Raw genomic sequence first — 25,581 nt, 5'->3', positions numbered from 1 at the left:
CTTCCTTATGTACGTATAGCCTATAACGTATTCACGTTAAAAAGACACCTGATAATCCAGAGAAGGGTCGTAAACACCTTCCCACAACCAACGATTGTTTTCTTCTCGAAATACAAAAAGCCCATAGGTGCTTCTGGTATTACTTCCTTTTTTATACGCGTAGAGATAGAGAATATTGTCTTTTCTTTCATGGCGGTGATACACAACCTCGAGGGAAGGCATCACCACAAGGGAAAGAAACCTATCTTCCCGGGGGAGACGAAGTTTTTTATCCTGGCTACTTTCCGAAAGAAGAAAGGCTACATTGGTCTCTCCCCTATAGTACAGGGTAAGATTGGAGAGAATGATCTTCCAGCTGTCCGAAAGAATATCATCTCCGATGGTTTCATCGGCCCACTGAATATCACTCATCAAAGAGAGAGTTGTCGTTCGCTTCCAGGGGAGAGGGACAAAAAGAGAGCCACTAACCTCAATGGAGAGGTTGGTAGAAAAGCTCGGGGTTTCCACCACAAGGGTCATGGGATGAGGAGGCGCAGAGGAAAAAACCACCACCCCCCCATTGGTAAGAGAGAGTCCCATCTGCCACCGTGGAGGGGTATTCCAGAGGGAAACCAATGAAGAGAGGGTATTGGTTTCTCCCTGATCGGCAAGGGTCTGAAGAAGGGAATTTTCATCTATCAGGGTATAGAGGTAACGTCCTCGAAGACCCCGAAGAAGGCGTAGATACTGTCGGGGAGTAAGGGTTGATGAAAGAAGAAGATTTCTATACAGGTAGGTTTTCAACCGACTTTCTCCAAAAAGAGAAACCACCTGCCAGTCATACTGCAACCTGTTGATAGCCAAGCGATAAGCCTCGGGGCTGAGCCATTCAAGAAGTTTGAGACCTGTCACCTCAGTAAGGCTTTCAAGCGACAACAAGTCCTCTTTCTCCCAGCGAAGCCCATAACCGATGTAAGCATGACTCATTTCATGGAGTATAACCTTCAGGACATAGAGCCAGTTATCCTCACCTAAAAGAACTCCATCTAAGAGAAACCGCTTTTGATTGGTCAAAGCGGAAACCAAGGATTCCTCCAGCAAAAGCATGTTGGCAGAAAAAAGCCCATCTGTCCATTCTTCAAGTGAGGCTACCTCTCTTGGCACAAAGACAATTCTCACGTCTCGAAAGGGATAAGAACCAACATACCGCTGAAGAATATCCTTTCCGTCTCGAAGAAGAGAAAAGAGAGTAGAAAGTCTTTTTTCCGGAATCGCCTCATAACGTTCCGGAAGGTAGAAAGCCACCCCTCCCTCTTCTATCTTCTGAAAACGCCCGATGACAAGCCTCCCTGTAAAAAGCAGATTGGTGGACTCTGATTCCCAGCGAGAAAGAACTGTTTGAGAAGAGGTTTTTTCCTCTACAAGACTGGCCCCAAGGATGGCCTGATAACCAAGCGGCACCTCAACACTCAGCGAATAGGAAAAAGCCGGTATCTCATCAAAACTCACCGGTATCCAGACCCGACTACTCTCTAAGAAAACCCCCTCTCTTGAAAGAAAAAACCCAGAGCTTTTTTCCTGACCGGTGATACGGGCTTCCATACGGAAAAGTCGACGGGTGCCGGGAAGCCAATCAGCCACACGCACCCTATATACCTTGATGGACATACCAATCCCCACCCCCTGTTCCATACGAAGGGGGGTATTGCCATCATAGATGGCATCAATAGTCACCGCTTCATGACAATAGAAATACACCTCTCTCAGAGTCTTCTCCCTATAATTCATCATATCGTACACCAGAGAAAGAAAAAGCTGAGGAGAAGAAGGGTCAAAGCGAATAGTCCCTGAAACCTTTCGAATGGTAGCGGTTTTCTTAAGAGCAAACTCATCGCACCCTGCGAGAAGAAGAATGAAGAGAAAAAGCAGGTTTCGTCTCAAGCGGTTTTTGTCTCCTTGCCAAAAAGTTTTTTCCAGAGGCTTTTGAGCCAGTTCCAGAAACGAACAAAGGGGTTTTTCTCAAGGAGCATCTGCTTTTTCTCGATGGCTTTCATCACCTCTTCGGGAGTAAAATCCTTTCGAGTCATGTTTTCTTCAATCTCTATCTCCAGTTCATCCACCTTGTCTCGCGGTGAATAGACAATGGCCTCTATCTCCTGCCAACCAAGCATCTTGGCTACTGTAAGACGACGATACCCGGCAAGAAGTTCGTTTTTTGGCGTCACAATAATAGGGGAAAGAAGCCCATGCTTCTGAATACTATGTTTGAGGGACTCAATGTCCCCAAGATCTTTTCGTATTCTCTCCTTGACCACAATCTCGTTTATCTTCACCTTCATTTCTCACACCCTCCGCTGGATCTTACCTATTAGTATAACGTTAGCCACCAAAAAAGTCAATTAAACCTCCGGGGTAGAAAACCTCAGGGATTCACCATAGAAACAGGTTGGCCTGTGGTTTCCAGAACAGAGGTCCAGAGAGAGGAGTTGGTATCAATTTTCTTTCTCCGTCGGGTAGCAATGTCGATGGGAATATACGTGAAATTGCCTTGATAATACCCTACTAACACGTTCGTACGGCCACTCATCCCAGCATGCACCGCTGCCTGAGCAAGTTGAGAACAGAAAATCGAATCATTTGGTGTGGGGGGACGGCTACGAATGGTATAACTGGGATCGATATACTTGATAGAATGGGGGATATGGTGTTTGGTGAGGTGTTCACTGATCTTTTGCTTGAGGAAAAGCCCGATATCCCGAAGTTTTTTATTTCCGGAGGCATCATACTCCTCTTTCTCTCCCGCAAAGAATTTCTGCCCTGCCCCTTCCGCCACAATAATCACGGCATGACGACGTTTGAGAAGCCGTCGGGTGAGATGAGAGAGAAATCCATTGGGTCCATCAAGGTCAAAATCCACCTCAGGGATAAGACAAAAGTTGGGTTCATTGGTGGCAATGGTGGCATGAGCCGCGATAAATCCCGAATCCCTCCCCATCACCTTCACAATGCCTATCCCGTTGTCATGGGCCTTGGCCTCTGTATGAGCCGCATAGATGGCATCACAGGCCTCAGAAAAGGCCGTCTCAAATCCAAAGGAACGGTCAATATAACTGATATCGTTATCAATGGTTTTGGGGATCCCAACCACCGCAATCTGGAGCCCTCTTCTGGCAATCTCCTCAGCAATTTGTTTGGCCCCACGAAGAGTGCCATCCCCCCCAATCGCATAGAGAATATTGATGCCCAACTCCTGGAGTCTATCCACCATTTTGACGGGATCCTGATTCCCTCTTGATGTTCCAAGGATGGTACCACCAGCGGTATGGATAGTTTCCACGATCTCCGGGGTGAGGAGTTGCACGTCATAGCCGTTTTCTTTCACAAGACCTGCATAACCGTAGCGAAAACCATAGGTGCGTTTATTGTTATAACGATAATAGTTCATCATCACAATAGAGCGAATCACCGAATTGAGCCCAGGGCATATCCCCCCACAGGTCACAATGCCTGAAACCGTTTCTCCTGGTTCAAAAAAGACCTTTCGACGTGGACCCGCCTTTTCAAAAGAAGGAAGGGGAATCTTGTGTTCAATGAACTTCTCCACCAATCCCCTATCAGTGATGGCTATCACCCTCTCATCATCAGGAATAAAACCAGAATCCTGTATCATACTTTCAAAGGGGGAGGTATAACGACAGGGACCAAGTCTGTCAATGGAAAGATCTTCCTCCATAAGTTCCTGTACCCATTGAGGAGCATCAAAAGGGAGTGGCATGTTTTTCCTCCTGATTTTTTTCGTTTTTATTGTATCTCATCTTTTTCACTCTTGCAAATTTATGGAGCGAGGAGAAGAAATCATGGTATTTTTTTGATGAAGATGTACAGTTTGAGCTTTTTATTCATGAAAATTTTTCTTCGAGCGATTTTTCTTGCAAAATTTCCCGAGATGGCTTATAATACTGTATAAATATATTTGGATATATTGATATAATGATTGACCTCAAATGGCTCAAGGCTCTCTCGGATGAGACCCGTCTTCGGATTGTCAAACTTCTCTCTCTCCATGAGTGGAGTGTGAATGATATTGTCCATATTCTTCAGATGGGGCAATCTCGAATCTCCCGGCATTTAGGCATCCTGTACGAGGCTGATCTTGTTTCTGTACGACGACAGGGGCTCTGGGCGTATTATCGTCTCTCTGATATCTGGAAGAAGGAAAAGTGGCTTTCTCTCATCAAAGATGAACTCACAGGCCCCCTCTACGAAGAAGACCTCAAGAGAGCCAGAGAATGGGAAGAGAAAAAGAAAAGGTCCACCCAGAGATTTTTTGATGATATTGCCTCTCGCTGGAACACCCTACGAGAAGAGCTGTTGGGCAACGTAGATCCCATGAAGCCCCTTCTGGAGGGACTTTCGGGTATTCGCCGCTGTGCAGATTTGGGCTGTGGAAGTGGTGAGGGGCTCTCAACGCTTCTCTCTCTAGCCGAGAGGGTTATTGGCGTGGATCATTCTTTAGAGATGCTTTCCTTGGCAAGACAGCGGTTTCTCGAAGAACCCAGAGTGGAATTCCGGCAGGGGGATATTGAAGACCTCCCCCTCAAAGATGGAGAAATGGACCTTGTGACCCTGAACCTCACCCTCCACCATTTGCCAAATCTTACTCTCTGGGCAAACGAGATGGCGCGTGTACTCAAAGAGGGGGGATATGTGGCTATTGTGGATTTTCTCCCTCATCAGGAGGAAAAGCTTCGAGAGGTGTATCATGATTACTGGATGGGTTTTGCGGTAGAAGAGATCATTTCTCTTCTTGGAGCAGCTGGTTTCTCAGTGGTAAAAGAAGCCTATTATCCATTAGCCAAGTCGAATCTGAGGTTATTTGCTCTTCTGATGAAAAAAGGAAAAGGAGGATGCGATGCCGATTTCTCTTGAACTTGTTCCACGAGAAAGAGAAAGCTTTGTCTCAGAGGTGCGCTGGGCAAAAGAGCATATCTCGGCTATTACCCATATCAATATCCCTGATCTCACGAGACTTGAGACGAGAAGATGGGAAGCCTCCCGGTGGGTAGAGGGGCATTATCCTGTGATTATCCATGTTCGGGCCTGTGATGTAGAACCACAAAAGATAGAGACATTTTATCGGACACTCAAAAGCCATGGTATTTCAGAGATTCTGGTTATACAGGGAGATCAGGAAAAGGAAAACACAAAAAAAGGGATGTCCTCTCTGGAAATGCTTTCAGCTTTGAGGCAGATAGACCCTTCCTTACAACTGTATGGCGCCATTGATCCCTATCGTCAGTCTCTCCGTGAAGAGATGAATTACGTAGAACAGAAAATAAAAGCCGGAGCCAAAGCCTTTCTCACCCAGCCCTTTTTTGAGAAGGGTATTCTTGAGGAGTACATGGTACACTGCCAGGGGCTTTCGGTATGGTGGGGGGTGAGTCCCATTCTCACCGAGAAAAGCCTTGCCTACTGGCGAGAGAAAAATCGCGTCCCCATTGGAGACGGGTATGATCTCTCTTTAGAGGGAAATATTAGTTGGGCTCGTTTTGTTCTGGAAAAAGTCATGGAATACCCGGAGTATGCCCTCTATCTCATGCCGATCCGAGTGGATATCAGTTCGTACTTGTCCCCTCTTTTTGAAAAATTATCCTGAAGGAGGATACTATGGAATACAAGGTAAAGGATATTGGTCTTGCTGATTGGGGCCGTATGGAAATTGAGGTGGCCGAGCAGGAGATGCCAGGGCTCATGGCTATTCGCGAAAAATACGCCCCCTCCCAGCCCTTAAAAGGGGTGAGAATCACTGGTTCCCTGCACATGACCATACAGACAGCCGTTCTCATTGAAACCTTGGCAAAACTCGGGGCTGACGTGAGATGGGCAAGCTGCAATATCTTTTCGACTCAGGATCACGCAGCCGCCGCCATTGCCAAGGCCGGTATTCCCGTCTTTGCGTGGAAGGGGGAAACCCTTGAGGAATACTGGTGGTGTACACTGCAGGCCCTTTCTTTCCCCGGTGGAAAGGGGCCAAATCAGGTTGTGGATGACGGAGGAGATGCCACCCTTCTCATTCACAAAGGGTATTATGCTGAGAAGGACCCCAAGCTCCTTGACAAAAAACCGGAAAGCAAGGAAGAGGCTATTATCCTGAGCCTTCTCAAAGAGGTTCAAAAAGAGCGTCCTGGCTTCTGGCATGAGGTGGTGAAGGACTGGCATGGTATTTCTGAAGAGACCACCACCGGTGTTCATCGTCTCTATCAGATGCAGGCAAAGGGAGAACTGCTTGTTCCTGCGATCAATGTGAATGATTCTGTCACCAAGTCCAAGTTTGATAACCTCTATGGATGCCGTGAGTCTCTCATTGATGGTATCAAACGGGCTACTGATGTGATGATTGCTGGAAAGGTAGCTGTGGTGTGTGGCTATGGAGATGTAGGAAAGGGATGTGCCCAGGCCCTTCGTGGGATGGGAGCCAGGGTCATTGTCACCGAAATAGACCCCATCAATGCCCTTCAAGCAGCCATGGAGGGGTATCAGGTCACCACAGTGGAAGACACCCTCGGGATAGCTGATATCTATATTACCGCCACGGGTAACTGCGATGTGATTCGTATTGAACACATGGAGAAGATGAAGTCCGAAGCGATTGTCTGTAACATCGGGCATTTTGACGATGAAATCCAGGTGGACGCGCTCAACAATTATCCCGGCATCAAACGCATCACCATCAAGCCCCAGTATGACAAGTACATCTTCCCCGATGGGCATGTGATCTATCTTTTGGCTGAGGGAAGGCTTGTCAACCTTGGGTGTGCCACAGGCCATCCCTCTTTTGTCATGTCCAACTCCTTCTCCAACCAGACCCTTGCCCAGATAGACCTTGCCAAAAACTGGAAGACCTATGAGAAAAAGGTCTATCGGCTCCCCAAACACCTTGATGAAGAGGTGGCACGCCTCCACCTTGAAAAGATAGGGGTAAAACTCACCAAACTCACTCCCAAACAGGCCGCCTATATTGGTGTGCCGGTAGAAGGCCCCTACAAACCAGAGCATTACCGATATTAAGAGACCGGCATATTCTGGAAAAACAACGTGTGAGCCCATGATATACCATCATGGGCTCACTTTTGATAAACACCTCATGGAGACTTTTTTGAAGAGAGGCTTTTTTGCTTTTTCTCTTCTTTTGCTGTATATTTTTAGCATGAAAACGGAGTAGATATGAAGGATTTTTCTCTTGGATCTCTTGCTTTTTGGGTCTTGTTTGCTCTCGGTATTCTGTATTCGATTATTCTTCATGAGATAGCCCATGGAGTCGTGGCTCTCTGGTGGGGAGACGATACTGCCAGGCAAAACAAGAGACTATCTCTTTCACCACTTGCCCATATTGATCCTGTAGGCACAGTAATTGTTCCTCTTTTGATGTACCTCACAAGTGGAAGTATCTTTGGATGGGCAAAACCTGTACCCATAAACCCCTACAAGTTCCGAAGCTGGCGATGGGGAAACCTCACCGTTTCGCTTGCCGGGATAACGATGAATATTCTTGTGGCCGCCATTCTTGTAGGAATTACTCTCGTTTTTCCCTTAAATCTTTTTTTTCATCTCATTACCGCCAATCTTTTTTTGGCCTTTTTCAATCTGCTTCCTCTTCCCCCTTTAGATGGTTTTCGTGTGGTACTAAGCCTTCTGCCCGCTACGTGGCAGCAGAAAATAGAACCGTATCTTTTTCCGTTGGGAATTATTCTGATCATTTTGTTTGTCAATTCCCCGTTTTTCTCTTTTCTTGTGGACACGGTTCTTGGTGGTGTATTGAATGCCCTTTCTCTTCTGTATAGTTCATCATCGTAAGGAGTGTATATGAGAAAAAAAATATGGTTATGGGTCTTTTTTCTGGCAAATGTAGGATATTCACAGGCAACGGGTATAGTCCAGAATCTTTTGTCAAGTCAGATTGAGGCTCAGTATGCGTATGGAGTTTCTTTGGCCTATGAAGGAAAAAGAGAGGAGGCTCTTCTTGTCTTAGGGCAACTGGCTGAAAACGGGTATCATAACCCCTATAGTTTTCAGATGATTCTCTCTATCAGTGCCAGCCTTTTGCAACAGAAACAATATACCCTGATGCCCGCGGAAAAACTCTATTCGTTAGTGGATTATCTTGCTGATCTTGCCTATACCAACTATGCCACCAACCGCGAGGTTTTGTATGGCTATCTTGATGTGAAAAAAGCCCTTGGGCAGTGGGCAGATTTTGAGAGAGGGCTCTCACAACTTCTGGTTATTGACCCGGAGAATGTGTTGGGCAACTTCTATCGAGGGTTTCTTCTCTATAATCAGCAACGTTTTGAACAGGCCAAGGGATTTTTCTGGCGAGTAATCACCAACGGACAGGACGAGGAATCTTCTCGCCAGCCTGTGTATCAGAGCTACTTTCTTCTTGGACTTATTGAGCTTCGAAAAGAGAACTACAGAGAAGGGGTAACGCTCCTTGAAAAGGCAAAAAACCTCTTTGATCAGGATTATAACCTTGATAGGTATTTAGCTTTCGGGTATCAGCAGCTTCTTGAGGTACAAAAGGCCTATGATATGGTGAAAAACATTCCTGAACTCTTTTATAGTGCGGATGTGGCTCTGATACGTATTCAGACCTCATTTTTTTTAGGCCTGAAGGATTGGGAACGGTTAGCCACAGCCTATGAGAAGGACGCCCCTCTGGCGAGAGCCTACCGTCTTTACGGCCAAAAAAAGTACAGGGAGGTTATTACCCTCATCAATGATCTCATCAAGGAATACGAGGCAAATCCCACCCGTATTTTTTATGCAAACCACCTGAAGCTCAAGGCCGCAGAGGCCATAAATGACACCAAAACAAAGAGGGAAATGCTGTTTCTCCTTGGATATTATGCTTATCAGGTGGGCAAAACAGATCTTGCCATCCAGTATATCACTCCCCTTGAAAAAGAGAAGGATCTCAGGCTTGAGGCTCTTCTCACCCTGGCGTCTCTCTATGAAGAAGCAGAAAACTACGGAGAAGCCATCAAACGCTATGAGCAGTACCTGAGAGAAGCCCCAGAAGAAAAGATAAAAGAAAAGGGCTTTGATCTCCATTTAGCCCTTGCCTTCCTCTACACGAAGAATACCAATACCTACCGGGCCCAGCTTTCCTACGCCCAGGCAGAAAAACTCGCCAAAACCCCGAAACAAAACTATCGCTTCTGGTACTATAGTGGGCTTATAGCTCAGCAAAAAAACCTTCACCTTCAGGCCATTGAGGCCTTCCAGAAGGCTAAACAGTATTCCAACACGGCTTCAGTCAACTATTCCCTTGGGAATTCTCTTTTTCTCCTGCAGCGACTTGATGAGGCAAGCAAGGCACTGGAAACCTCTCTTGCCATTGAGCCCTCTGCTTCGAGTTATAATCTTCTGGCCTATATCTATGCTCTCAAGAAGGTTTCCCTTGACAGGGCTCTTCTCTATGTTCAGAAAGCCCTTGAAGAAGAACCGGAAAACATTGCGTACAAAGACACGCTTGGATGGATTTACTACCAGAAGGGAGAGTATGAAAAGGCCCTTGAGGTTTTTGCCTGGATTCTCTTGAAGTTAGATGGGATAGAGACCTTTGAAGGGCTTGATGAGGTCTATTACCATATCGGGATGGTGTATGAGGCCCTGAAACGACCGGCTGATGCCCGTCTCATGTGGGAAAAGGGTCTCTCCATCAATCCTAATAATGGGTATATTCGAGAGAGACTTACCCCACGATGAAAAAGGGATGTCTTTTTAACCTTCCCGCTATTCGGGAAAGCCTTTTGGAGGTTTACTACCACTTTGACGAGATCAATGCCAAACTCGAAACAAAACGTGAACCGATGACATTGGAAATTATAGAGCATATTCTTTTAGCGTATGAGTATCTCAATACCCTTCTTGCCCAGGACATAGACCTCTTTAATCCTGCGGGGGTATATGCTATGCTGGAACTCAACCACATTGTGCTTTGTGGAAAAGACCCGGCAAAACGGTTCGAGTTTCATCAGCATATCCTCAGTACAAGGGAAAGGTTTCAGAAAAGGATAGGAAGAATTCTCAAGTGGTACAAAGAAAAGGGCAAAAAACTCCCCTCCCTTCGCAAGGCTGCCCAGTTTTATACCCTTGCTCTCAGTCAGCCCCAGCTCTTCATCGAGGGGAATCACCGCACGGGAAATATTGTGCTGAATTACCTTCTCGTAGGGGACGGTTTTCCTCCCTTTATCCTCACGGTGGAAAATGCCATAGCCTACTTCAATCCATCCAGCCGAATCAAATATAGCGACAAGGACAAATGGCTTGACCAGATCACCCAGATAGGCGTTTCAGAGGGAAGCATCTACTCCCTTCTTGAAAAATATGGGGATACCCGTTATCTTATCTCAAAATATTGTCAGGAGAATCCATGAAAATAGTATTGTGTAGTCTTTTTCTTTTGGTGGGGTTTGGGTATGCCCAAACAAATACCTATACGAAGTGGACAAATCTTGCCTTTCAGGCAAATGGAAAAACCAATGCAACGGAAATCTTAGGTGACTATCTTCACTTTTATCATCTCTCGTGGGAAGGAGTCCGGATCCAGAGTTTTGTGGTGTCATGGCAGCGGACAAATACCGTGTTTGTGCTCAAGTTTCTGCCTCAAAAGTCTCAGAAAACCATTGTCTTTGTGCATGGATATCTTGATCATGTGGGAAACTATGGGGCTTTTTATGAGTTTTTTCTTGCTCAAGGGTACACCATTGTGGCGATGGATTTGCCCGGACATGGACTTTCCAGTGGGCTTCGAACAGGGATAGAGGATTTTTCTGAGTATGCTGAGGCTCTCGAGAGTGTCCTTCAAAGGGTGGATGTTCCCCAACGCTTTGTGGCCATGGGTTTCAGTACAGGGTGTTCGGTATGGATTGAGTACCTTCACAACCATAGAAGAGAAAAACGGATAGAAAAATTGGTGCTTGTTTCTCCCCTTGTGCGACTTGTTAACTGGAACATGGCTCTCATGGGCTACAATATCCTTGGGGGGATTTTGACAGAGGTTCCCCGTTCTCAGAACAAAACCACCTCAGACAAGGATTTTCTGGATTTTATCTACAACAAAGACCCCCTTCAGGAGAAAAAGGTCCATCTCTCCTGGCTTCGAGCGGCAAGAAACTGGCATGAAAGGGTTATCCTGTATCCTTCTTTTGGAACATTTCCCGTCCTGATGGTGCAGGGAAGAGAGGATAGCGTCGTGGACTGGAAATACAACCTTCCTGTTCTTCAGAGAATCTTTCCGTCCTTAGAGGTAAATCTCTATCGCGGCAACCATCATCTTTTGATGGAAAGAAATAGGCTAGAGATATATCAGGATATTCTCTCGTTTTTGGAGGGTATATGACATGGCAGGAGTTTCTTGAAAAGGCCAAACATGGGGTGGCCTACAGCGATGGTTCTATGGGAGTTTTTCTCCAACAATATGGTCTGAAGGGAGAAGATTGCCCAGAACTCTGGAATGTGACCAGACCAGAGATTGTTCAGAGTGTTCACCGGGCCTACATTGAAGCAGGAAGTGATCTTGTGATCACCAATACCCTTGGGGGCAATAGAATCAAACTCGAAAGCTATGGGCTTGCCCACCGGTTAGAAGAACTCAATGCAGCCGGGGTAAGAAATGCAAAAGAAGCCTCACGAGGACGGGCTATTGTGGCGGCTGATATTGGACCAACAGGGCATTTTGTGAAGCCCCTGGGGGATATCTCTTTTGAAGAGATGATGGATATCTACAAAGAACAGATTGTGGCTTTGGCCAATGCGGGAGCGGATGCCCTCTTTTTTGAAACGCATATTGATATCTTAGAACTCAAGGCGGGCATTCTTGCCGCAAGAGAGGTATGCGATCTTCCGATCATTGCCAGTGTGACCTTTGAATCTGATGGCCGCATGGTCACAGGAACAAGCCCGGAGGCCGCCTTTACCACCCTTGAGGCTCTTGGTGTCGATATCATGGGAATGAACTGTGGGACTGGTCCAAAGGAGATGCTCTCCATCATGGAACGGGTGGGGCATCTGTTTGAGACACCGATCATCGTTCAGGCCAATGCTGGTCTTCCCCATCTCGTCGATGGCCATACCCACTATAGTGAAACACCACAGAGTTATGTGGAAACGGCTCTGCATATGCTTGAACATGGTGCCTGTGTGATAGGGGGATGCTGTGGGACCACACCAGAATACATCCGGCTTCTCATTGAACGAAGCCAAAAAGAAAAACCATACCTTCGTTATCAGAAACGAGCGGTAACCTTTCTCAAACTCTCAAGTCGTTTTGAGTTTCACAGAATAGGGCATGATCTTCCCTTTACCGTGATTGGTGAACGTATCAATCCCACCGCACGCAAGGCCCTGGTGGAAGATATTCTCTCGGGTGGATTTGCCCTTGTGCGTGAGGAGGCTCTCAAACAGCAACAGGCCGGAGCCCATGTACTCGATGTGAATATGGGTATCCCCCAGGCCAATGAGGCTACCTTGATGGAAAATGCCATCAATCTCCTTTCTACCGTAGTCAGGGTACCGTTAGCCATTGATACCTCGTCTCCTTCCGCCGCTATCCAGGGAATGAAAATCTACCCAGGGAAACCCCTTTTGAATTCTCTCACCGCGGAGCCAGAGAGACTTGCTCTCCTGCCTCATGTGAAGCGATATGGAGCCGCCTTTGTGGCCCTTCCCATTGATGCGCATGGTATTCCCGACAAAGCAGAGAAACGCGTGGCTCTCATGAGACGCATTCTTGAAGCCACGGAGAAAGCAGGAATAGACAAAAAGAATATTCTGGCGGATCCGTTGGTTATGACGGTATCCTCTGATCAACGTTCAGCGAAGGAAACCCTGAAAACCCTCAGGATGTTTCGAGAGGAACTGGGACTTTTCACCACCATGGGGCTGTCCAATGTTTCCTTTGGCCTCCCTGCAAGGGCCTTTATCAATCAGGCCTTTCTCACCATGGCTATGGAGGCCGGGCTTACCTCGGCGATTGTGAATCCCTTAGACGAACAACAGATGGGGCTTGTTCGGGCATCAGATGTGCTTCTTGAGCGAGATCCCTCGGCCATGGAGTATATTCGTCTCTACTCCGGCCAAAAAGGGACAACCCCTCCCTCTGTTTCTTCCTCCCAGACAAAAGATATGCCACTTGAAGAGAGAATCCGGCAAGCGGTTATCAAGGGACAAAAGGATGCCATTGAGGGGCTTCTGGCTGAGGCACTTTCCCACTCCCTGGCTCCCAAGGATATTCTTGACAGGCTTCTCATCCCTGCGATCACAGAGGTTGGGCAGTTGTACGAGAAACGGCAGTACTTTTTGCCCCAGCTTCTCCTTTCGGCCGAAACCATGCAAAAGGCCTTTGCCAGGCTTGAGCCTCTCCTTCGCTCAGAGGGTCAGAAGTCGCAGGGGAAGCTCGTCTTTGCCACTGTGCAGGGGGATGTGCATGATATTGGCAAAAATATTGTCATCCTCATGCTCCGCAATCAGGGCTTTGAGGTGATAGACCTTGGCAAGGATGTCCCGGCCCAGCGGATCTATGAGGTGGCAAGGGAACATCAGGCAGATATTATTGGCTTATCAGCGTTGATGACCACCACCATGCCCAGAATGGCTGAATTTATGGAGCTTCTTGAAAAGGAAAATATGAAAACCCCTGTGATGGTAGGGGGAGCCGCTGTAACCCGACAGTTTGCCTCAAGTATCGGGGCATACTATGCCGTGGATGCGGTGGATGCGGTTCGGGTGGCTCAGGAGATTCTCAGAAAAGGCTAAAAAAAACAAAAATGATACCCTTGCAGGTTTTTTCTTGTCCTACTTAGGTCAGGGGCTACGCCCCTGAAACCCCGCTTTTTCTATTTACAGAAGCTTATTTGTCTTTTTAGTTAAAAAATAGAGCATCACTTATCATCATAAGGAATATTTTTATACTATTTTTCGTTTTTTTATTACTTTTTTGAGGTCTTCGCACGAATGTGCAAAGACCTCAAAATATTGCACCTTTTTTGAAAAAGTGGTATAATGGAGATGGAAAAAGGAGAAAGTTATGGGTTACTTTTTGAGAGGAATACCTATTTCGCGGGGTATTGCGATTGGACGGGTTATTCTCCGCCACGACCTCATGAAAAACATTCGTTATACCCGTATCGAAGCCGAACGGGTGATGGAAGAGGTAGAAGCCTATCAGAGGGCACTTGAAGCCATCCGGCAGGAAACGCTTCTCATGCGTCAACAGGCCCAGCAGCGCCTCTCCGACAAAAATACCAGTGTCCTTGACTTTCACTACAACCTCATCCAGGAGGACTTTTTCCAAAAGGATGTGGTGAAGCGTATCCAGACCGACTATTACAACGCTCTTTCGGCTCTCCACTATGAGCTTTCTCAGCTCAAAAAGCGCTTTGAAGAACTCCAGAGCGATTATTTTCAGGCAAGATTTTTAGATATCAAGGAGCTTGCCAATCGTATTGCCCATAATCTTCAGGGTGGGGTCCTTGAACGACCCTCAAAGGACAACCCCGCCATCATTGTAGCTGAAGAGATTTCCTCGGCAGAGGTCCTTCACCTTGAACAGGGGGCAGTCCTGGGTATTGCCACAGAAACAGGAAGTACCACCTCCCATGCGGCTATTATCGCTGAGTCTCTGGAGATACCTGCTGTTTTTGGTATCAAGGACCTCTTCAACTTCATCAAGAAAGACGACATCATGATTGTCGATGGTTACAAAGGGGTGGTGATCATCAACCCAGATGAGGCCACTATCAATACCTATCACGAGCTTCAAAAGAATTACAAAGCCCAGGAAGAGGCTAACTTCAACCTCATCAACCTCCCCTCCCGTACCACCGATGAGGTAGGAATTACCCTGATGGCCAATGTATCCAACTCCATGGAACTCAATATCGCCATGCGTCATGGGGCAGAAGGGATAGGGCTTCTCCGGAGTGAGATGATCTTCATACAGAACCAGCGTATGATGAACGAAAACGAGCAATTTGACCTTTATAGAGAGTTTCTCATCCTGTTTGCCGGAAAACCTGTCACCATTCGAACCCTTGATCTTGGGGGGGACAAGTTTTTGGCCAATCCTGTCCAGGAGGCCAATCCCTTCCTTGGCTGGAGGTCTATCCGTATCTTCCTCAAGGAAAAAGAACTCTTCAAACAGCAACTCAGGGCTATCATGCGTTCCAGTGTGTTCAATGACAATGTACGGATTTTGATTCCTATGATTTCGAGCCTCAGTGAGGTGCGTCAGGTCAAAGAGATTATCCAGGAGTGTATCTCAGACCTCAAACGAGAGGGAAGACCCTTCAATTACCGCATTCCTTTGGGGATCATGATAGAGATCCCTTCGGCGGCCCTGATGGCTTCTACTCTCATCAAAGAGGTGGATTTCTTCAGTATAGGGACAAACGACCTTGTCCAATATACCCTCGCTGCCGATAGAGGCAACCCCAATGTCAGCGAATACTACCAGCCTCTCAACCCGGGGGTACTTGCCCTCATTCGTCTCACCATTCGAGCGGCTAACGCCAACAAAAAGCCAGTCTCGGTGTGTGGAGAAATGGCAAGAGATCCCCTCTATGTACGACTTCTTTTGGGAATGGGGCTTCGTATCTTCAGCGTCAATCCGGCCTATCTTCCCCTCGTGAAATCTATTCTTTTGAAATCTTCGGTTCAGCAGACAAAAGAACTGTGGAATACGGTGAAAAAACTCACCACCCACGAGGAAATCCAGCAGGTTTTACGAGAGGATCTCAAGAAACACTGTCCGGAAATCTACGATTCGTACTTCTATGAGGACGAGGTGAGGTAAACCTGTTCGGTGGTTCTCCAGCACCCCTTGCCAGCTTTCTTGGCCTCATAGAGGGCCCTATCCGCAAGTTCCAGAAGGAGCAATGATTCCTTGCTATGGTAGCCGAACGTGGCAAGGCCCATGCTGTAGCTCACGTGAAGGGGAGTATCATGGACATAGAGGGTGGACTCCTTCATCAGGGCAAGCACCCTGTCGGCACACCGCTTCGCCCCCTCAAGGTCTGTCTCAGGCAAAATAATCATAAACTCGTCCCCCCCATACCGTACGGCAATATCCTCCTGACGGAGTACCTCGAGCATCATTTTGGCAGTATGCTGGAGGACCATGTCGCCGGCAAGATGGCCAAACTTGTCATTGATAGACTTGAAATCATCAATATCAATGAGAATCACACTGAACATTTCCCCGTGCCTGTTGGCCCGACGGCTCTCCTTCTGGAGAAAATCCCGGAGAAAACGGTAGTTATAAAGCCCGGTGAGAGAATCGATAAAGGTCTGATTGCGGGTATAATTGTAAATACTTCGTTCGATAACCATCGGATCATGGTAGTAGTTTTTGCGTTCATAGAAATAGTCCAAGAAAGCCACCTGAATGGATACAGGCCGACCAAGCTTTCGCATCAGTTCCTGATGATAGGAAAGAAAGGCTGTCCACTCAAGAGGAATTTCAGAGGGAAGAAGCTGTACCTTGCCCAGCAGGTAGAAAATCCGCTGATAGACCTCTGCTCGTGTAAGACGGGGAAAGTTTTGCTCCACCGCCAGATCGAGAAGTTCAGGGGCATAGCTATACTGGGTCAAAAGATCAAGTAGTTCCTTGTCCATTTCTTCTGTCCACATAGGACCTCCTTCTTTTTTAATATCAGCTGCGTTGTTGTGCTCACGCTTTATTATAGCCAGTTGTGGAGAAAAATGCAAGGGGGAGGGGGAGTTTTTGGAAAGGTATCGGGAGAAGAATTTCGGCTATCACCATGTTTCAGCAAGCATGATGAAAAACAGCAGGCATAGCAAAACCACATCTCATAGTATCACTCATTCAGAGTACGACTCTCTTTTTTTGTTGACATTCCATTCTCAGAGATTGCCATTTTTATGGTGAAGGTACCAGAAATGTATCCCAAAATAAGTTTTTGTGGAAATACAAATCGTCTCATAACTGGTTCCCTCTGGCAATGAAGCACAAAAATATTTTGTGACCGAATTTTTTGAAAGAGGCGGATGCAAGTCAAAAATGTTTTGCAAAAATCTCACCATCTCTTGCTGTTCACTTTGAACATAAGCTATCGCAAAAGGCAAAATAATATTAAAAAACATTTCCGTTTTTCTTTGAATCCCTAAACCACTGAATTCCATTATATTTAGCACACATTGTTTGGCCACTTTAGGAGTGCAAAGAGGGGTCATTGCCTTCTCTATTCTCTCCAAAAAATAATCGACCAGTCCAGAAGATAGCGTCTGGCTTAAAAGAAAAGCAATCCCCGCTATTCTCTTCTCAGGATAATTGGCCGGCCTGATATTGCGGTAGTCCCATACACTCTTTTCCATTTTCAACGACAAATCAAAATGTTCGGGCACTTCCTCCTTCCAATCCACAAATCCAGCACGGTGAAGAAGCGCTGTTTCTATTAGCGCCCGATCTTTTAGCTTTCTTACCTCTTTGAAGGGAAGGAGTAAAGCAAGTTCTAAAAATGGGGTCTTGTTTTTCGGATAGCCAAGAGAAAGCATCATCTCGCGATAAAGCGCCTCATCAGGCTCAGCAATCTTCAAAAGATTTTTCATCCTCTGGATTTTAGTCTCAAGCCATTGTTCGCCTAACAACTGTAATTTTTCAACGTTTATCTTCATTTGTTCCTTTTTTTCTAGTAGGTGCTTTATCGTATTCCCCCTGAGGTTCATAATGCCAGAAGTTAATTTGTAAAGCTGAATCATATGTTTTTAAATAATCATTACTCTTGATACTCACAGAAATATTTTTTTCTTTGCATTTTTTGGATAGAAAATCAATGAGCTCAAATCTCTGATTTAGAGTTTTATTTTCTTTCGGATCTTCTAACATATCATCAGAAGAAAAAAGCCAATCTTGATTTTCATTTTTTCTACTATTGCTACGCCATTTGGTGTACTCTGCTGACTTTTGGATTGAGAAACGACCAAAACCTGCAAATATATCCGCTATTTGAATAAGAGGTTCTCTTTGTGAATTTTGAGGTTTTACTTCTTTTACCTTAAAATTTATTCTCTCTCCCCTAAACAGAAGAGGAATATCTCCAGGCTTTTGTCTTGGATATTTTGTTAAATTCAAGTAATTAGCAATTTTTCTATAATCAAATTCAGAGTGTTCATCCGGAAAAAACTTAAAATCAAAAATACCCCATGATTCAACTACATGTTTCAGTAAATGAAAATACATCCTTTCCAAATTTTCTTTATCATCTCTACCACGTAATTTATGTCTTGAATCTTCAATATCCCAGATAAGAACATCAATTCTTATTTTATTCCTTGAAGCAAAATCTATAGCAACACATAGAAAGTCCTTGCAACATTCAATCTTAGGAACATGGCCACTTATTTCATTAAATTTTAGTTCTGTAATATTTTTCGATTGTAAAATTTTGAATAAACATTGTCTTAAAGCATCTAAATCATTTTCTTTGCCACTAACTGCACAAAGAGACCGATATCTTTCATTCAGACCTGATTCATCAGAATAAATAAGCAAATCCTCTTTCATCTCACACTCCTCGCCTTCTCTAACCTATTTTTCACCAGTTCTGCCACAGCCCAGTAGACCTCCTTGCGTTCTTCTTCTGAGAGTCCTAGGACATCAAAAACAATATCATCAAGCGCTTTGCGATCTGGCAATGGATTGGGCTCCTGTTCTCGAATGGGCTTATTGGGGTCAAAGCCAAGTTCGGTGAAGATGGATTGTATCTCTCTTGTAAATAGTGTAGTAAGCACATTCTCACACATTTGTTTGTTAAGAACCTCAGGTTTGGGCAATAAAATAAATCGGAAATCCTCGCCATAAATGGTTAAAACTCCTTCGGCCATATTTACTCTACCGAACATTTCAACTTGTAGAAAATAAAAAATTGAATTCAATAAAGTTATCCCAATATTTATATCAATTGTTAATTTCCCATAATAAAAATTATTAGAGCAAGCGATATTGTCTTTACATAGAAGTGTCCAAAATCGCTGATCAAAAAACTGAAGTAAGATTACATCTGGATCATTTGGATGGATTGAATACCAAAAAGGACGGTGATTTTTAACAGAAACAATTTGATGTATCTTTTTCTTCTCTCCATCCTTAATATAATTGTAAACACCTTTATTTTTAATCTTATCTATTGGTTCAACACAATAAAACATTTTTGCACAATCGGCCGCTATAATAAAAAATTTTTTTATGTCTTGAGTTGAGGTTAAAATGGGATAAGTATAATTTATAGGAATTCCATATTCCTTTATTGTTTTTTCAGACAAATAGAAGAAATCTACATTCCCCGGTTTTAAGCCATATTGATACTCACAAAAAGCTCTCAGCGGAACTAATCTATTCTTATTTTTTTCAATAATTCGCCAATAGATATCCGGTGCCCTTAGATATTTCCCGCCCCATTTGTTGCCAATATAGGGAAGACTTTCAGGGGATAAATTCCATGGATTCATTTCTTGTTCTTCTTCTATTTCCACACCTTCCAGCAAAAGCTCTTTTCTTGTCTTTGGAAAAATTCTACAATCCTCGTCATCAAAGAGGGGGGTCGTTGTTTTCTCTATTTTCTTTATTACCTCGGCATTATGCACTTCTTCAAATGGTTTTTTGAAGGCAACAAATTTCACCGTGTAATCTTCTAACTTTTCTTCTGGTCTCTGGATGAAAACAATCACCGTATTCACTTTTGCCTGTTTGAAGGAACGCTTTTTGAGGTTATCAATGATAAAGAGTGGTCTCATATTTTGAAGCAAAAATTCCTGAAGCCCTGCTCCATAGCCCACATCAAGCCATGAATTTGAGTTTATAAAACAAAAAACCCCTCCCGGCCTCAGCAAAGAAAGCCCATGATAATAGAAATAAACATATAAATCACTTTTTTTGTCTATCTTCTGCACAGTTCTCCATATATTCTTCACAGAAGCAATAAGTTTTTTCTTGTACTGAGATTTCAATTCTCCCCATCTTTCATCGGAATAATCGCCCTGGTTTGCCAATGGTGGAGCTATCAGTTCCTGACAAACATACGGCGGATTGCCAATCACGATGTCAAATCCCCTTCTTTCAGCAAAGACCTCCGCAAAATCAACCTCCCAGAGAAAATAATCCTTTTTTGTGTGCTCTGCAATAGTGGTGAGAATGCGTTGATATTTTTCTTTTTCTTTTCTTATTTCTTCAATCTGTACCTCTTTTTGTTTACCCTTCTGGTCAATCCTATCAGGTTCTATTCCTTCGTGAAAAAGCTTCCCCTGTCCCTGAAGAGCACTTTTTTGCTGTTCAAGCTCATCAATTTTCTGTGAAAGCGTTTGAATATGGAAATTGATAATCTCTTTCAAAATACCGATCTCAAGGGTTTCAATCTCTTCTCTTTCCCTGAGGTCTGCACTTCTCTGGCCTGAGAAGAAAGCGTTTTTCCTATCAATAAGTTCTCTTATCTTGCCCTCAATTGACGGGGGCAAGTATCGAAAAGAGTCTCCCCTCAAACTTACCAGCATCTCCCCTATCTCTTCAACAAGAGAGTCCCCCTGACGAATCTTGAAGGACAAATTGGGCAAGAGTGGTCTTGTATAGATATCCATATATTTTTCATCAGTCTCTATGATGAGAGACAACCAGAGTCTCAATTCACCTACCATCACCGCCCAATCTTTCACATCAACGCCATACAGATTTTCCTGAAGAATGTGCTGTTTGAGAGCAAAAAGATTTTCCTCTTTGTTTTCTATTTGTTTGGTGAGAACACAATGAAGATCTAAAAGCACATTCATGATTCCCACAAGAAAAGAAGCTGAACCACACGCAGGGTCAACTATCTTTACGTTTTCAAGGGCTGATTTAACTTTTTGTAATTCTTGCTTTGACAATAGATTCGCCTTTTCATGTGGATCAAAAACAAAATCTATGATTTTATCTTTTTGAATACCTGTCTGAGCACTCAAATAGGTACAAAGCGACATTCTGCTCATGAAATCAATTTCGATTCTTGGGGTGTAAAAAATTCCTCCACTGCCTCTTTCCTCTTCGGCTATCAACGATTCATACACCTTCCCAAGCATTTCAGGGTCAATAGCCACTTCCACATCAAGAGGAAGAGATTCATCAATAGTAAAGTTAAATGTCTCAAGGAACCCCCTTTTTCTCTCATTTTCGGTAGGATCAAACTCAAAAAGCCATTCAAAAACACTATCAGGAACACGAAATTCCAATCTATCAAGTTCTGTTTCTGAAAACAATCCCCCATTCAGATAGGGCATAATACTAAAAGACTCTCGAATATCTTCAGGAAGTTCACGGCTGATCAAATGAAGCTTTTTATTAAACGCCCCAAAAAACAGAGAGGAAAGCCATATCGGGTAAAAGGTATCTTTTTTGTCCTTATTATTTTCCCTTATATGATTTTTGTACTTTTGCCATAGATTTTTTATATAAGAACTGTCCTGTTCATAGTTTTTCCATTTGAGCCAATTCTTTTTTTGTAAGAAATAGAGAAAAAATATTCGAGAAAGAAAAAGCTGTGCAAAAGAATGCCGCTTATTGTAGTCAATATTCTGATCAAGAGAAGGAATGATTATGTTGTTTATAGCATGTTTATAGGCCTCGAAAAACTCTTCTGTGACTTTTTCAATACTAAAAGCTTCTTGGATCTCCTGCAAACTGGTTATTCTTTTTCCCCCCAACTGCCGTAAGAAAGTACTATTCTTTTGCTCTCGACTCACATAGTAGGTGAATCGTTTGTAGGTGCTGAATTCTCTCCGAGTACCTTTATATTCTGCATACACAAGAGAAAACCGAAAATTCCCCTCATCATCAGAGAAAACAAAAATCCCCCCATCGAGATAGGTATTTTCCAAAATACTTTTTGCCTTCTCGTACTGTTTTTTCTTGCTTGAACGAGAAGAGATATGGTTTTGACTTTGAAAGAGAAACACCCCCACCTTTTCATCATCTGAAAACCTTATCTCCCCTATTTTTTTCACGGACGAAAATTCATCATCTTGATACTCCTGAAGATTCCTCTTCTCCTCACCAAAACCCGGAAAACTCTGACGAAAATATTCCGTGAGATTCTCTTCAGAAAAATTCTCAATCACCTCTTTCAAGACATCTCGACTCATCTTTTATCCCCCTTGCTGATTTTCTATAGCAATGATAATCTCTTTTCTCAACTCGGCGAGACGACTTTTTTCCACCTCAAGATAACGAGGACCTAATTCTTTTTGAAGGTTCTGGAGTTCCACCACCGCTTTATCTCTATCTTCATCTCGTGGAGAAATATCTGCAATACGTCGAAGCGTAAAATCCGGGAGAGTTCCATACGATTCAATGTCCTCTATCAGCATCCTGAGAAAGTCCTTCAGTGGTTGAAGCCTTGTATCTGGTGACCGAAGAAGGGTTTTCAAATTGTTATATGCCTGTTTTTCTCGACTCTGCCCACTTTCTTTCTCACCCTCTTCACTCTGAAAAACCAACAACTCCTCATAGTGCTCCCAGAACCCCTCACTCAAGGGAAGAGCCTCCTCTGTAGGAGACCCCCGCAGATTCTCAATAACCTCCTGAAGGGAAAAGGCATTCTTGTGGTTGGTGGTATAATTTTTATAATGAACAAAGAGATTGCCTTTCTTGACCACCACATAGAGCTCATTTTCTCTCCCTCTTTTGGCCACCTTGATTCGAGGAGGCAAATCAACAAGAGAATCCACAATCTCAGGGTATTGATTTTTGATCCGTTCAAATTCCTTGACAACCGTGGTATAAAAACTCTCTTCTTCAATCTCATCGGGATTACGATTCAACCACTGATAAAGTCTGGAAGGTGAAGGTTCTTCTTCTGTATCAAAGATCTTGGTATCTTCACCCAACGTATTATGAATGAGAAACATTTTATTGGCAGCTATTGTCCTGCTATCGACCAATTCGGCCCCCTGTTCAGTAGGAAAGAAATTCACGATATAGAGGGTATCAAAGACCTTCCTGCTGATACGATTGATACGTCCAAGCCGCTGGATTACACGCACTGGATTCCATGGAATATCATAGTTGATCACTATACCCGCTCTATTGAGATTGAATCCCTCCGAAAGTTTATCAGAGGTGAGCAAAATATCATAGTTATCTTCCTGGGGTGAATAAGAAGCATCAAAATTTTTGTAAATTTCCTCCGTTTTGGTTCTCGTAAGATTACTATAAACAACCAGAAGTCTTTCTCCAAAATGCTCTCTCAAAACCTTTTCAAGATATTTTACCGTATCCACATATTCCGAAAAGATGATCACCTTTCTTTTTGGTTCCCCAGCCTTTGGTGGAATCTCGTTCTCAAGATTTTGTATCTTCTGGACAAGCATTTGAGCTTTGGGATCTACCAATGACAAACCCACGTTTTTCATTTCTCTCAGAATTTCATCAAACAATTTCCTGTCTTCTTGCAAATGTTGAAGAAAAAGCTCTTTATCTTGAAAGGTACTGATGTCATATACTTCTTCATGATTTTTGTTCCTGGTTACCGCTTCTTCTGAAAGACTTTCCCATTCGGCTTTTTGTTTTTCAAGACGTTCATTCAGGTCATCGTCATTCGGCGTAGAAAGCTCATCCAGCAACCGTCTATCCATAACATACTTGCCCGTACGAGAAACAAAATTTATCACCTTCTCCGTGATATCTCGAAAATTTTGCACACTCTCTCGGAAAGCTCCAAAAGAGCTTTCAAATCTTTTCACAAGAAGCCTTCTCATAAAATCGTACAAGTTAAACTGTTGAAAATACCTGAAATTCTCTTCTCCACTCAAACTATTTTCTTCTGCTTTTTTTATTCCGATTTTGTATGCCTCAGGACGATACATAGCTCCATGGAAACGCCCGGTAACTTCTGAAAAATAATCTCTGATCACCTTGTCATAAAAAGCCGATTGTTCTTTGCTAAGCTCATAAAACCACTCCTGAGGATCCGCCACACGAGACAGACTATTCACTTCTTGAGAATAGACAGGATGAGAGAGAAGATCAAGCCGATTTCTCCGAATAGTAATAGGGGCAATGGTATGCCTGATATGTGAAGCAAGCAGATGAGAACGCTTTCTTACTTCTTTAAGATCAAAAGCCTTTTCTCCAAATAAAATCTTATAATAGACGGAAGCTCTCTTTCTTTTTTCATCAACAGAATCATGATACCTTTTGATATAGGAAAGCTGATCAAAAACCTTCTTGTAAGAGTCAAAAATCCCTTTGAGATTATTATCAAGAGTGATGGTGGATTGTTTGGGCAAAAGGAAAAGCTTCAAAAGAGAAAAGATATCCGATGGCCTATTGTTGAAAGGTGTGGCCGTCAAAAGGATAACCTTTTTCCCTCGACAAATGTTGCGCAGCTTCTCATAGCTTTCTGTATCCTGATTACGAAATCGGTGAGCCTCATCAACTATCACCACCTCTATATCCCCTGCCGTATTCACATACGTTTCCACATCATCCAGTACTCCAAGAGAAAAGGCCTTCCAGCCAAGAGAAGCCAACCGAAATTCTTCCAGATATTTATTCCAGCCATCGGTGCCGTTATCCTCTCCAATAAGCCCAGGTGGGGCTATCACAATCCCTCTTTTCTTGAGTTCATAGCCTATCGCACAGGCAATGACCGTCTTCCCCAGACCCACCACATCCGCAATGATAACCCCATGATGCTGTTCCAGGATAGAAAGCGCCTGTTGTACCGCATCAATCTGATATCGATAGGGCGTATATCCTCTTTGTCTCATCAACTCTTCTAAACTTTGGCCTATTTCCTTCCCTCTATAGGTCTCCAGATAACACTGCAAAACATACGCATAGGCCTGAAAAGGAGTGATAGATTTAAGCAGGGTTTCCCTTTCTAAGGTTTGGAGTATTCTTTCTTTGTTCACATTGTCTTCCGTCAAAGGAACAGCTCTCTTCCAGAGAGAATCAAAATATTTTTCTGCTTCCTCAAAGCCATAGTCTTTGATCTCTACATTGAACTCATTTTGCCCCTCAAGACCTGCTTTTGTCAGATTACTGCTTCCTGTAATAAAAAGATGGGGGGTTATAGTATCTTGCAAATAAAAAAGATATAGTTTCCCATGGTTAGGTTCACGTGTTTTTCTGATTTCAATACGATTCTTTTTGATAAGCTCCACAAAAAAACTCACTTGTTCGTAGAATTCTTTATTATCAAAATATTCACTATTGAAAGACCTTTTTATTGATTGGATATATCTCTCAACGATCTCATCTCCACTGAGACCTTTCTCTCCCCCATACTCATACAGTCCATAATTGGTCTTATCCACCAGAAGTCCTACGAGTATCTGAAGCTTCACCTCGCTATTTTTTCTCAAAAGTTCATAAAACTTCTTAAGACCAGAAAAATAGAAAAAGCCAACCAGGATCTTTATTTTCTCACATCTGGGGACAATCTCCTCCAACCGTCTCTCTAAAGTAAAATCCCCAGCATTGGTAATAAAAGGCATACCTTTTCCCTTTCCCTTGATATCTTTCTACATTATAAAGCAAATGAAAAAAAAATC

The 25,581-nt window shown here is 43.8% G+C and carries 17 protein-coding genes; 9 read left to right on the top strand and 8 right to left on the bottom strand.

Annotated features, from left to right (window positions below; translation table 11 throughout):
* Positions 1-36: 36 nt before the first annotated feature.
* From BREVNS_RS05510 to BREVNS_RS05500, 3 genes are all read right to left on the bottom strand, one after another.
* The gene (locus BREVNS_RS05510) at positions 37-1,920 is read right to left on the bottom strand and encodes a hypothetical protein (protein WP_483426023.1); all 1,884 of its coding nucleotides are present in this window, start codon (positions 1,918-1,920) and stop codon (positions 37-39) included.
* Positions 1,917-2,318, bottom strand: a complete 402-nt coding sequence (locus BREVNS_RS05505; protein ID WP_483426022.1) for a ParB N-terminal domain-containing protein — start codon at positions 2,316-2,318, stop codon at positions 1,917-1,919. The genes BREVNS_RS05510 and BREVNS_RS05505 overlap by 4 nt, the downstream gene beginning before the upstream one ends.
* 83 nt (positions 2,319-2,401) lie before the next feature.
* Positions 2,402-3,754, bottom strand: coding sequence for an ATP-dependent 6-phosphofructokinase (locus BREVNS_RS05500; RefSeq protein ID WP_483426021.1), 1,353 nt, complete (start codon positions 3,752-3,754; stop codon positions 2,402-2,404).
* Positions 3,755-3,969: 215 nt separating this feature from the next.
* Between BREVNS_RS05500 and BREVNS_RS05495 the strand changes: the two genes are divergently transcribed.
* The 9 genes from BREVNS_RS05495 (at position 3,970) to ptsP (ending at position 15,835) form a co-directional block, all read left to right on the top strand.
* Positions 3,970-4,908, top strand: coding sequence for an ArsR/SmtB family transcription factor (locus BREVNS_RS05495; RefSeq protein ID WP_483426020.1), 939 nt, complete (start codon positions 3,970-3,972; stop codon positions 4,906-4,908).
* Entirely contained in the window at positions 4,892-5,635 is a 744-nt protein-coding gene (locus BREVNS_RS05490) for a methylenetetrahydrofolate reductase (protein WP_483426019.1), read from the top strand. Before BREVNS_RS05495 ends, BREVNS_RS05490 begins: the two co-directional genes overlap by 17 nt.
* Positions 5,636-5,646: 11 nt before the next feature.
* Positions 5,647-7,047: an adenosylhomocysteinase gene (gene ahcY, locus BREVNS_RS05485; protein WP_483426018.1), complete on the top strand. Its 1,401-nt coding sequence runs from the start codon at positions 5,647-5,649 to the stop codon at positions 7,045-7,047.
* 156 nt (positions 7,048-7,203) lie between these two features.
* Positions 7,204-7,833 (top strand): site-2 protease family protein, encoded by a 630-nt coding sequence (locus BREVNS_RS05480; RefSeq protein ID WP_483426017.1) that lies wholly within the window; start codon positions 7,204-7,206, stop codon positions 7,831-7,833.
* A 9-nt stretch (positions 7,834-7,842) separates the two neighbouring features.
* Positions 7,843-9,747: a tetratricopeptide repeat protein gene (locus BREVNS_RS05475; protein ID WP_483426016.1), complete on the top strand. Its 1,905-nt coding sequence runs from the start codon at positions 7,843-7,845 to the stop codon at positions 9,745-9,747.
* A complete protein-coding gene (locus BREVNS_RS05470; RefSeq protein ID WP_483426015.1) occupies positions 9,744-10,418 on the top strand; it encodes a hypothetical protein in 675 nt (224 codons plus the stop codon). Before BREVNS_RS05475 ends, BREVNS_RS05470 begins: the two co-directional genes overlap by 4 nt.
* Positions 10,415-11,383: an alpha/beta hydrolase gene (locus tag BREVNS_RS05465; protein WP_483426014.1), complete on the top strand. Its 969-nt coding sequence runs from the start codon at positions 10,415-10,417 to the stop codon at positions 11,381-11,383. Before BREVNS_RS05470 ends, BREVNS_RS05465 begins: the two co-directional genes overlap by 4 nt.
* Positions 11,380-13,797 carry a homocysteine S-methyltransferase family protein gene (locus tag BREVNS_RS05460; protein WP_483426013.1) on the top strand — a complete coding sequence of 806 codons (2,418 nt, stop codon included), beginning with the start codon at positions 11,380-11,382 and terminating at the stop codon, positions 13,795-13,797. Before BREVNS_RS05465 ends, BREVNS_RS05460 begins: the two co-directional genes overlap by 4 nt.
* A 271-nt stretch (positions 13,798-14,068) precedes the next feature.
* Positions 14,069-15,835: a phosphoenolpyruvate--protein phosphotransferase gene (ptsP, locus tag BREVNS_RS05455; RefSeq protein ID WP_483426012.1), complete on the top strand. Its 1,767-nt coding sequence runs from the start codon at positions 14,069-14,071 to the stop codon at positions 15,833-15,835.
* Here ptsP and BREVNS_RS05450 read toward each other — a convergent pair.
* The 5 genes from BREVNS_RS05450 to BREVNS_RS05430 form a co-directional block, all read right to left on the bottom strand.
* Entirely contained in the window at positions 15,814-16,671 is an 858-nt protein-coding gene (locus tag BREVNS_RS05450) for a GGDEF domain-containing protein (RefSeq protein WP_483426011.1), read from the bottom strand. The two genes, ptsP and BREVNS_RS05450, sit on opposite strands and share 22 nt — an antisense overlap.
* A gap of 234 nt (positions 16,672-16,905) precedes the next feature.
* Entirely contained in the window at positions 16,906-17,676 is a 771-nt protein-coding gene (locus BREVNS_RS05445; protein WP_483426010.1) for a DUF2851 family protein, read from the bottom strand.
* Positions 17,660-18,565: a DUF3800 domain-containing protein gene (locus BREVNS_RS05440; RefSeq protein WP_483426009.1), complete on the bottom strand. Its 906-nt coding sequence runs from the start codon at positions 18,563-18,565 to the stop codon at positions 17,660-17,662. The genes BREVNS_RS05445 and BREVNS_RS05440 overlap by 17 nt, the downstream gene beginning before the upstream one ends.
* Positions 18,562-22,167, bottom strand: coding sequence for an Eco57I restriction-modification methylase domain-containing protein (locus BREVNS_RS05435; RefSeq protein WP_483428030.1), 3,606 nt, complete (start codon positions 22,165-22,167; stop codon positions 18,562-18,564). The genes BREVNS_RS05440 and BREVNS_RS05435 overlap by 4 nt, the downstream gene beginning before the upstream one ends.
* Positions 22,168-22,170: 3 nt before the next feature.
* Positions 22,171-25,524 (bottom strand): helicase-related protein, encoded by a 3,354-nt coding sequence (locus BREVNS_RS05430; protein WP_483428029.1) that lies wholly within the window; start codon positions 25,522-25,524, stop codon positions 22,171-22,173.
* Positions 25,525-25,581 lie beyond the last annotated feature (57 nt).

The sequence above is a fragment of the Longinema margulisiae genome, from assembly GCF_025266855.1.
Classification (GTDB): Bacteria; Spirochaetota; Brevinematia; order Brevinematales; family Thermospiraceae; genus Thermospira.
This window is presented reverse-complemented; position numbering and strand designations above follow the sequence as displayed.

Bases quoted from the DNA above. Each gene is read 5' to 3' on its own strand.
- BREVNS_RS05505 (WP_483426022.1), bottom strand. From the start codon at position 2,318: ATGAAGGTGAAGATAAACGAGATTGTGGTCAAGGAGAGAATACGAAAA.
- BREVNS_RS05500 (WP_483426021.1), bottom strand. From the start codon at position 3,754: ATGCCACTCCCTTTTGATGCTCCTCAATGGGTACAGGAACTTATGGAG.
- BREVNS_RS05495 (WP_483426020.1), top strand. From the start codon at position 3,970: ATGATTGACCTCAAATGGCTCAAGGCTCTCTCGGATGAGACCCGTCTT.
- BREVNS_RS05490 (WP_483426019.1), top strand. From the start codon at position 4,892: ATGCCGATTTCTCTTGAACTTGTTCCACGAGAAAGAGAAAGCTTTGTC.
- ahcY (WP_483426018.1), top strand. From the start codon at position 5,647: ATGGAATACAAGGTAAAGGATATTGGTCTTGCTGATTGGGGCCGTATG.
- BREVNS_RS05480 (WP_483426017.1), top strand. From the start codon at position 7,204: ATGAAGGATTTTTCTCTTGGATCTCTTGCTTTTTGGGTCTTGTTTGCT.
- BREVNS_RS05475 (WP_483426016.1), top strand. From the start codon at position 7,843: ATGAGAAAAAAAATATGGTTATGGGTCTTTTTTCTGGCAAATGTAGGA.
- BREVNS_RS05470 (WP_483426015.1), top strand. From the start codon at position 9,744: ATGAAAAAGGGATGTCTTTTTAACCTTCCCGCTATTCGGGAAAGCCTT.
- BREVNS_RS05465 (WP_483426014.1), top strand. From the start codon at position 10,415: ATGAAAATAGTATTGTGTAGTCTTTTTCTTTTGGTGGGGTTTGGGTAT.
- BREVNS_RS05460 (WP_483426013.1), top strand. From the start codon at position 11,380: ATGACATGGCAGGAGTTTCTTGAAAAGGCCAAACATGGGGTGGCCTAC.
- ptsP (WP_483426012.1), top strand. From the start codon at position 14,069: ATGGGTTACTTTTTGAGAGGAATACCTATTTCGCGGGGTATTGCGATT.
- BREVNS_RS05450 (WP_483426011.1), bottom strand. From the start codon at position 16,671: ATGTGGACAGAAGAAATGGACAAGGAACTACTTGATCTTTTGACCCAG.
- BREVNS_RS05445 (WP_483426010.1), bottom strand. From the start codon at position 17,676: ATGAAGATAAACGTTGAAAAATTACAGTTGTTAGGCGAACAATGGCTT.
- BREVNS_RS05440 (WP_483426009.1), bottom strand. From the start codon at position 18,565: ATGAAAGAGGATTTGCTTATTTATTCTGATGAATCAGGTCTGAATGAA.
- BREVNS_RS05435 (WP_483428030.1), bottom strand. From the start codon at position 22,167: ATGAGTCGAGATGTCTTGAAAGAGGTGATTGAGAATTTTTCTGAAGAG.
- BREVNS_RS05430 (WP_483428029.1), bottom strand. From the start codon at position 25,524: ATGCCTTTTATTACCAATGCTGGGGATTTTACTTTAGAGAGACGGTTG.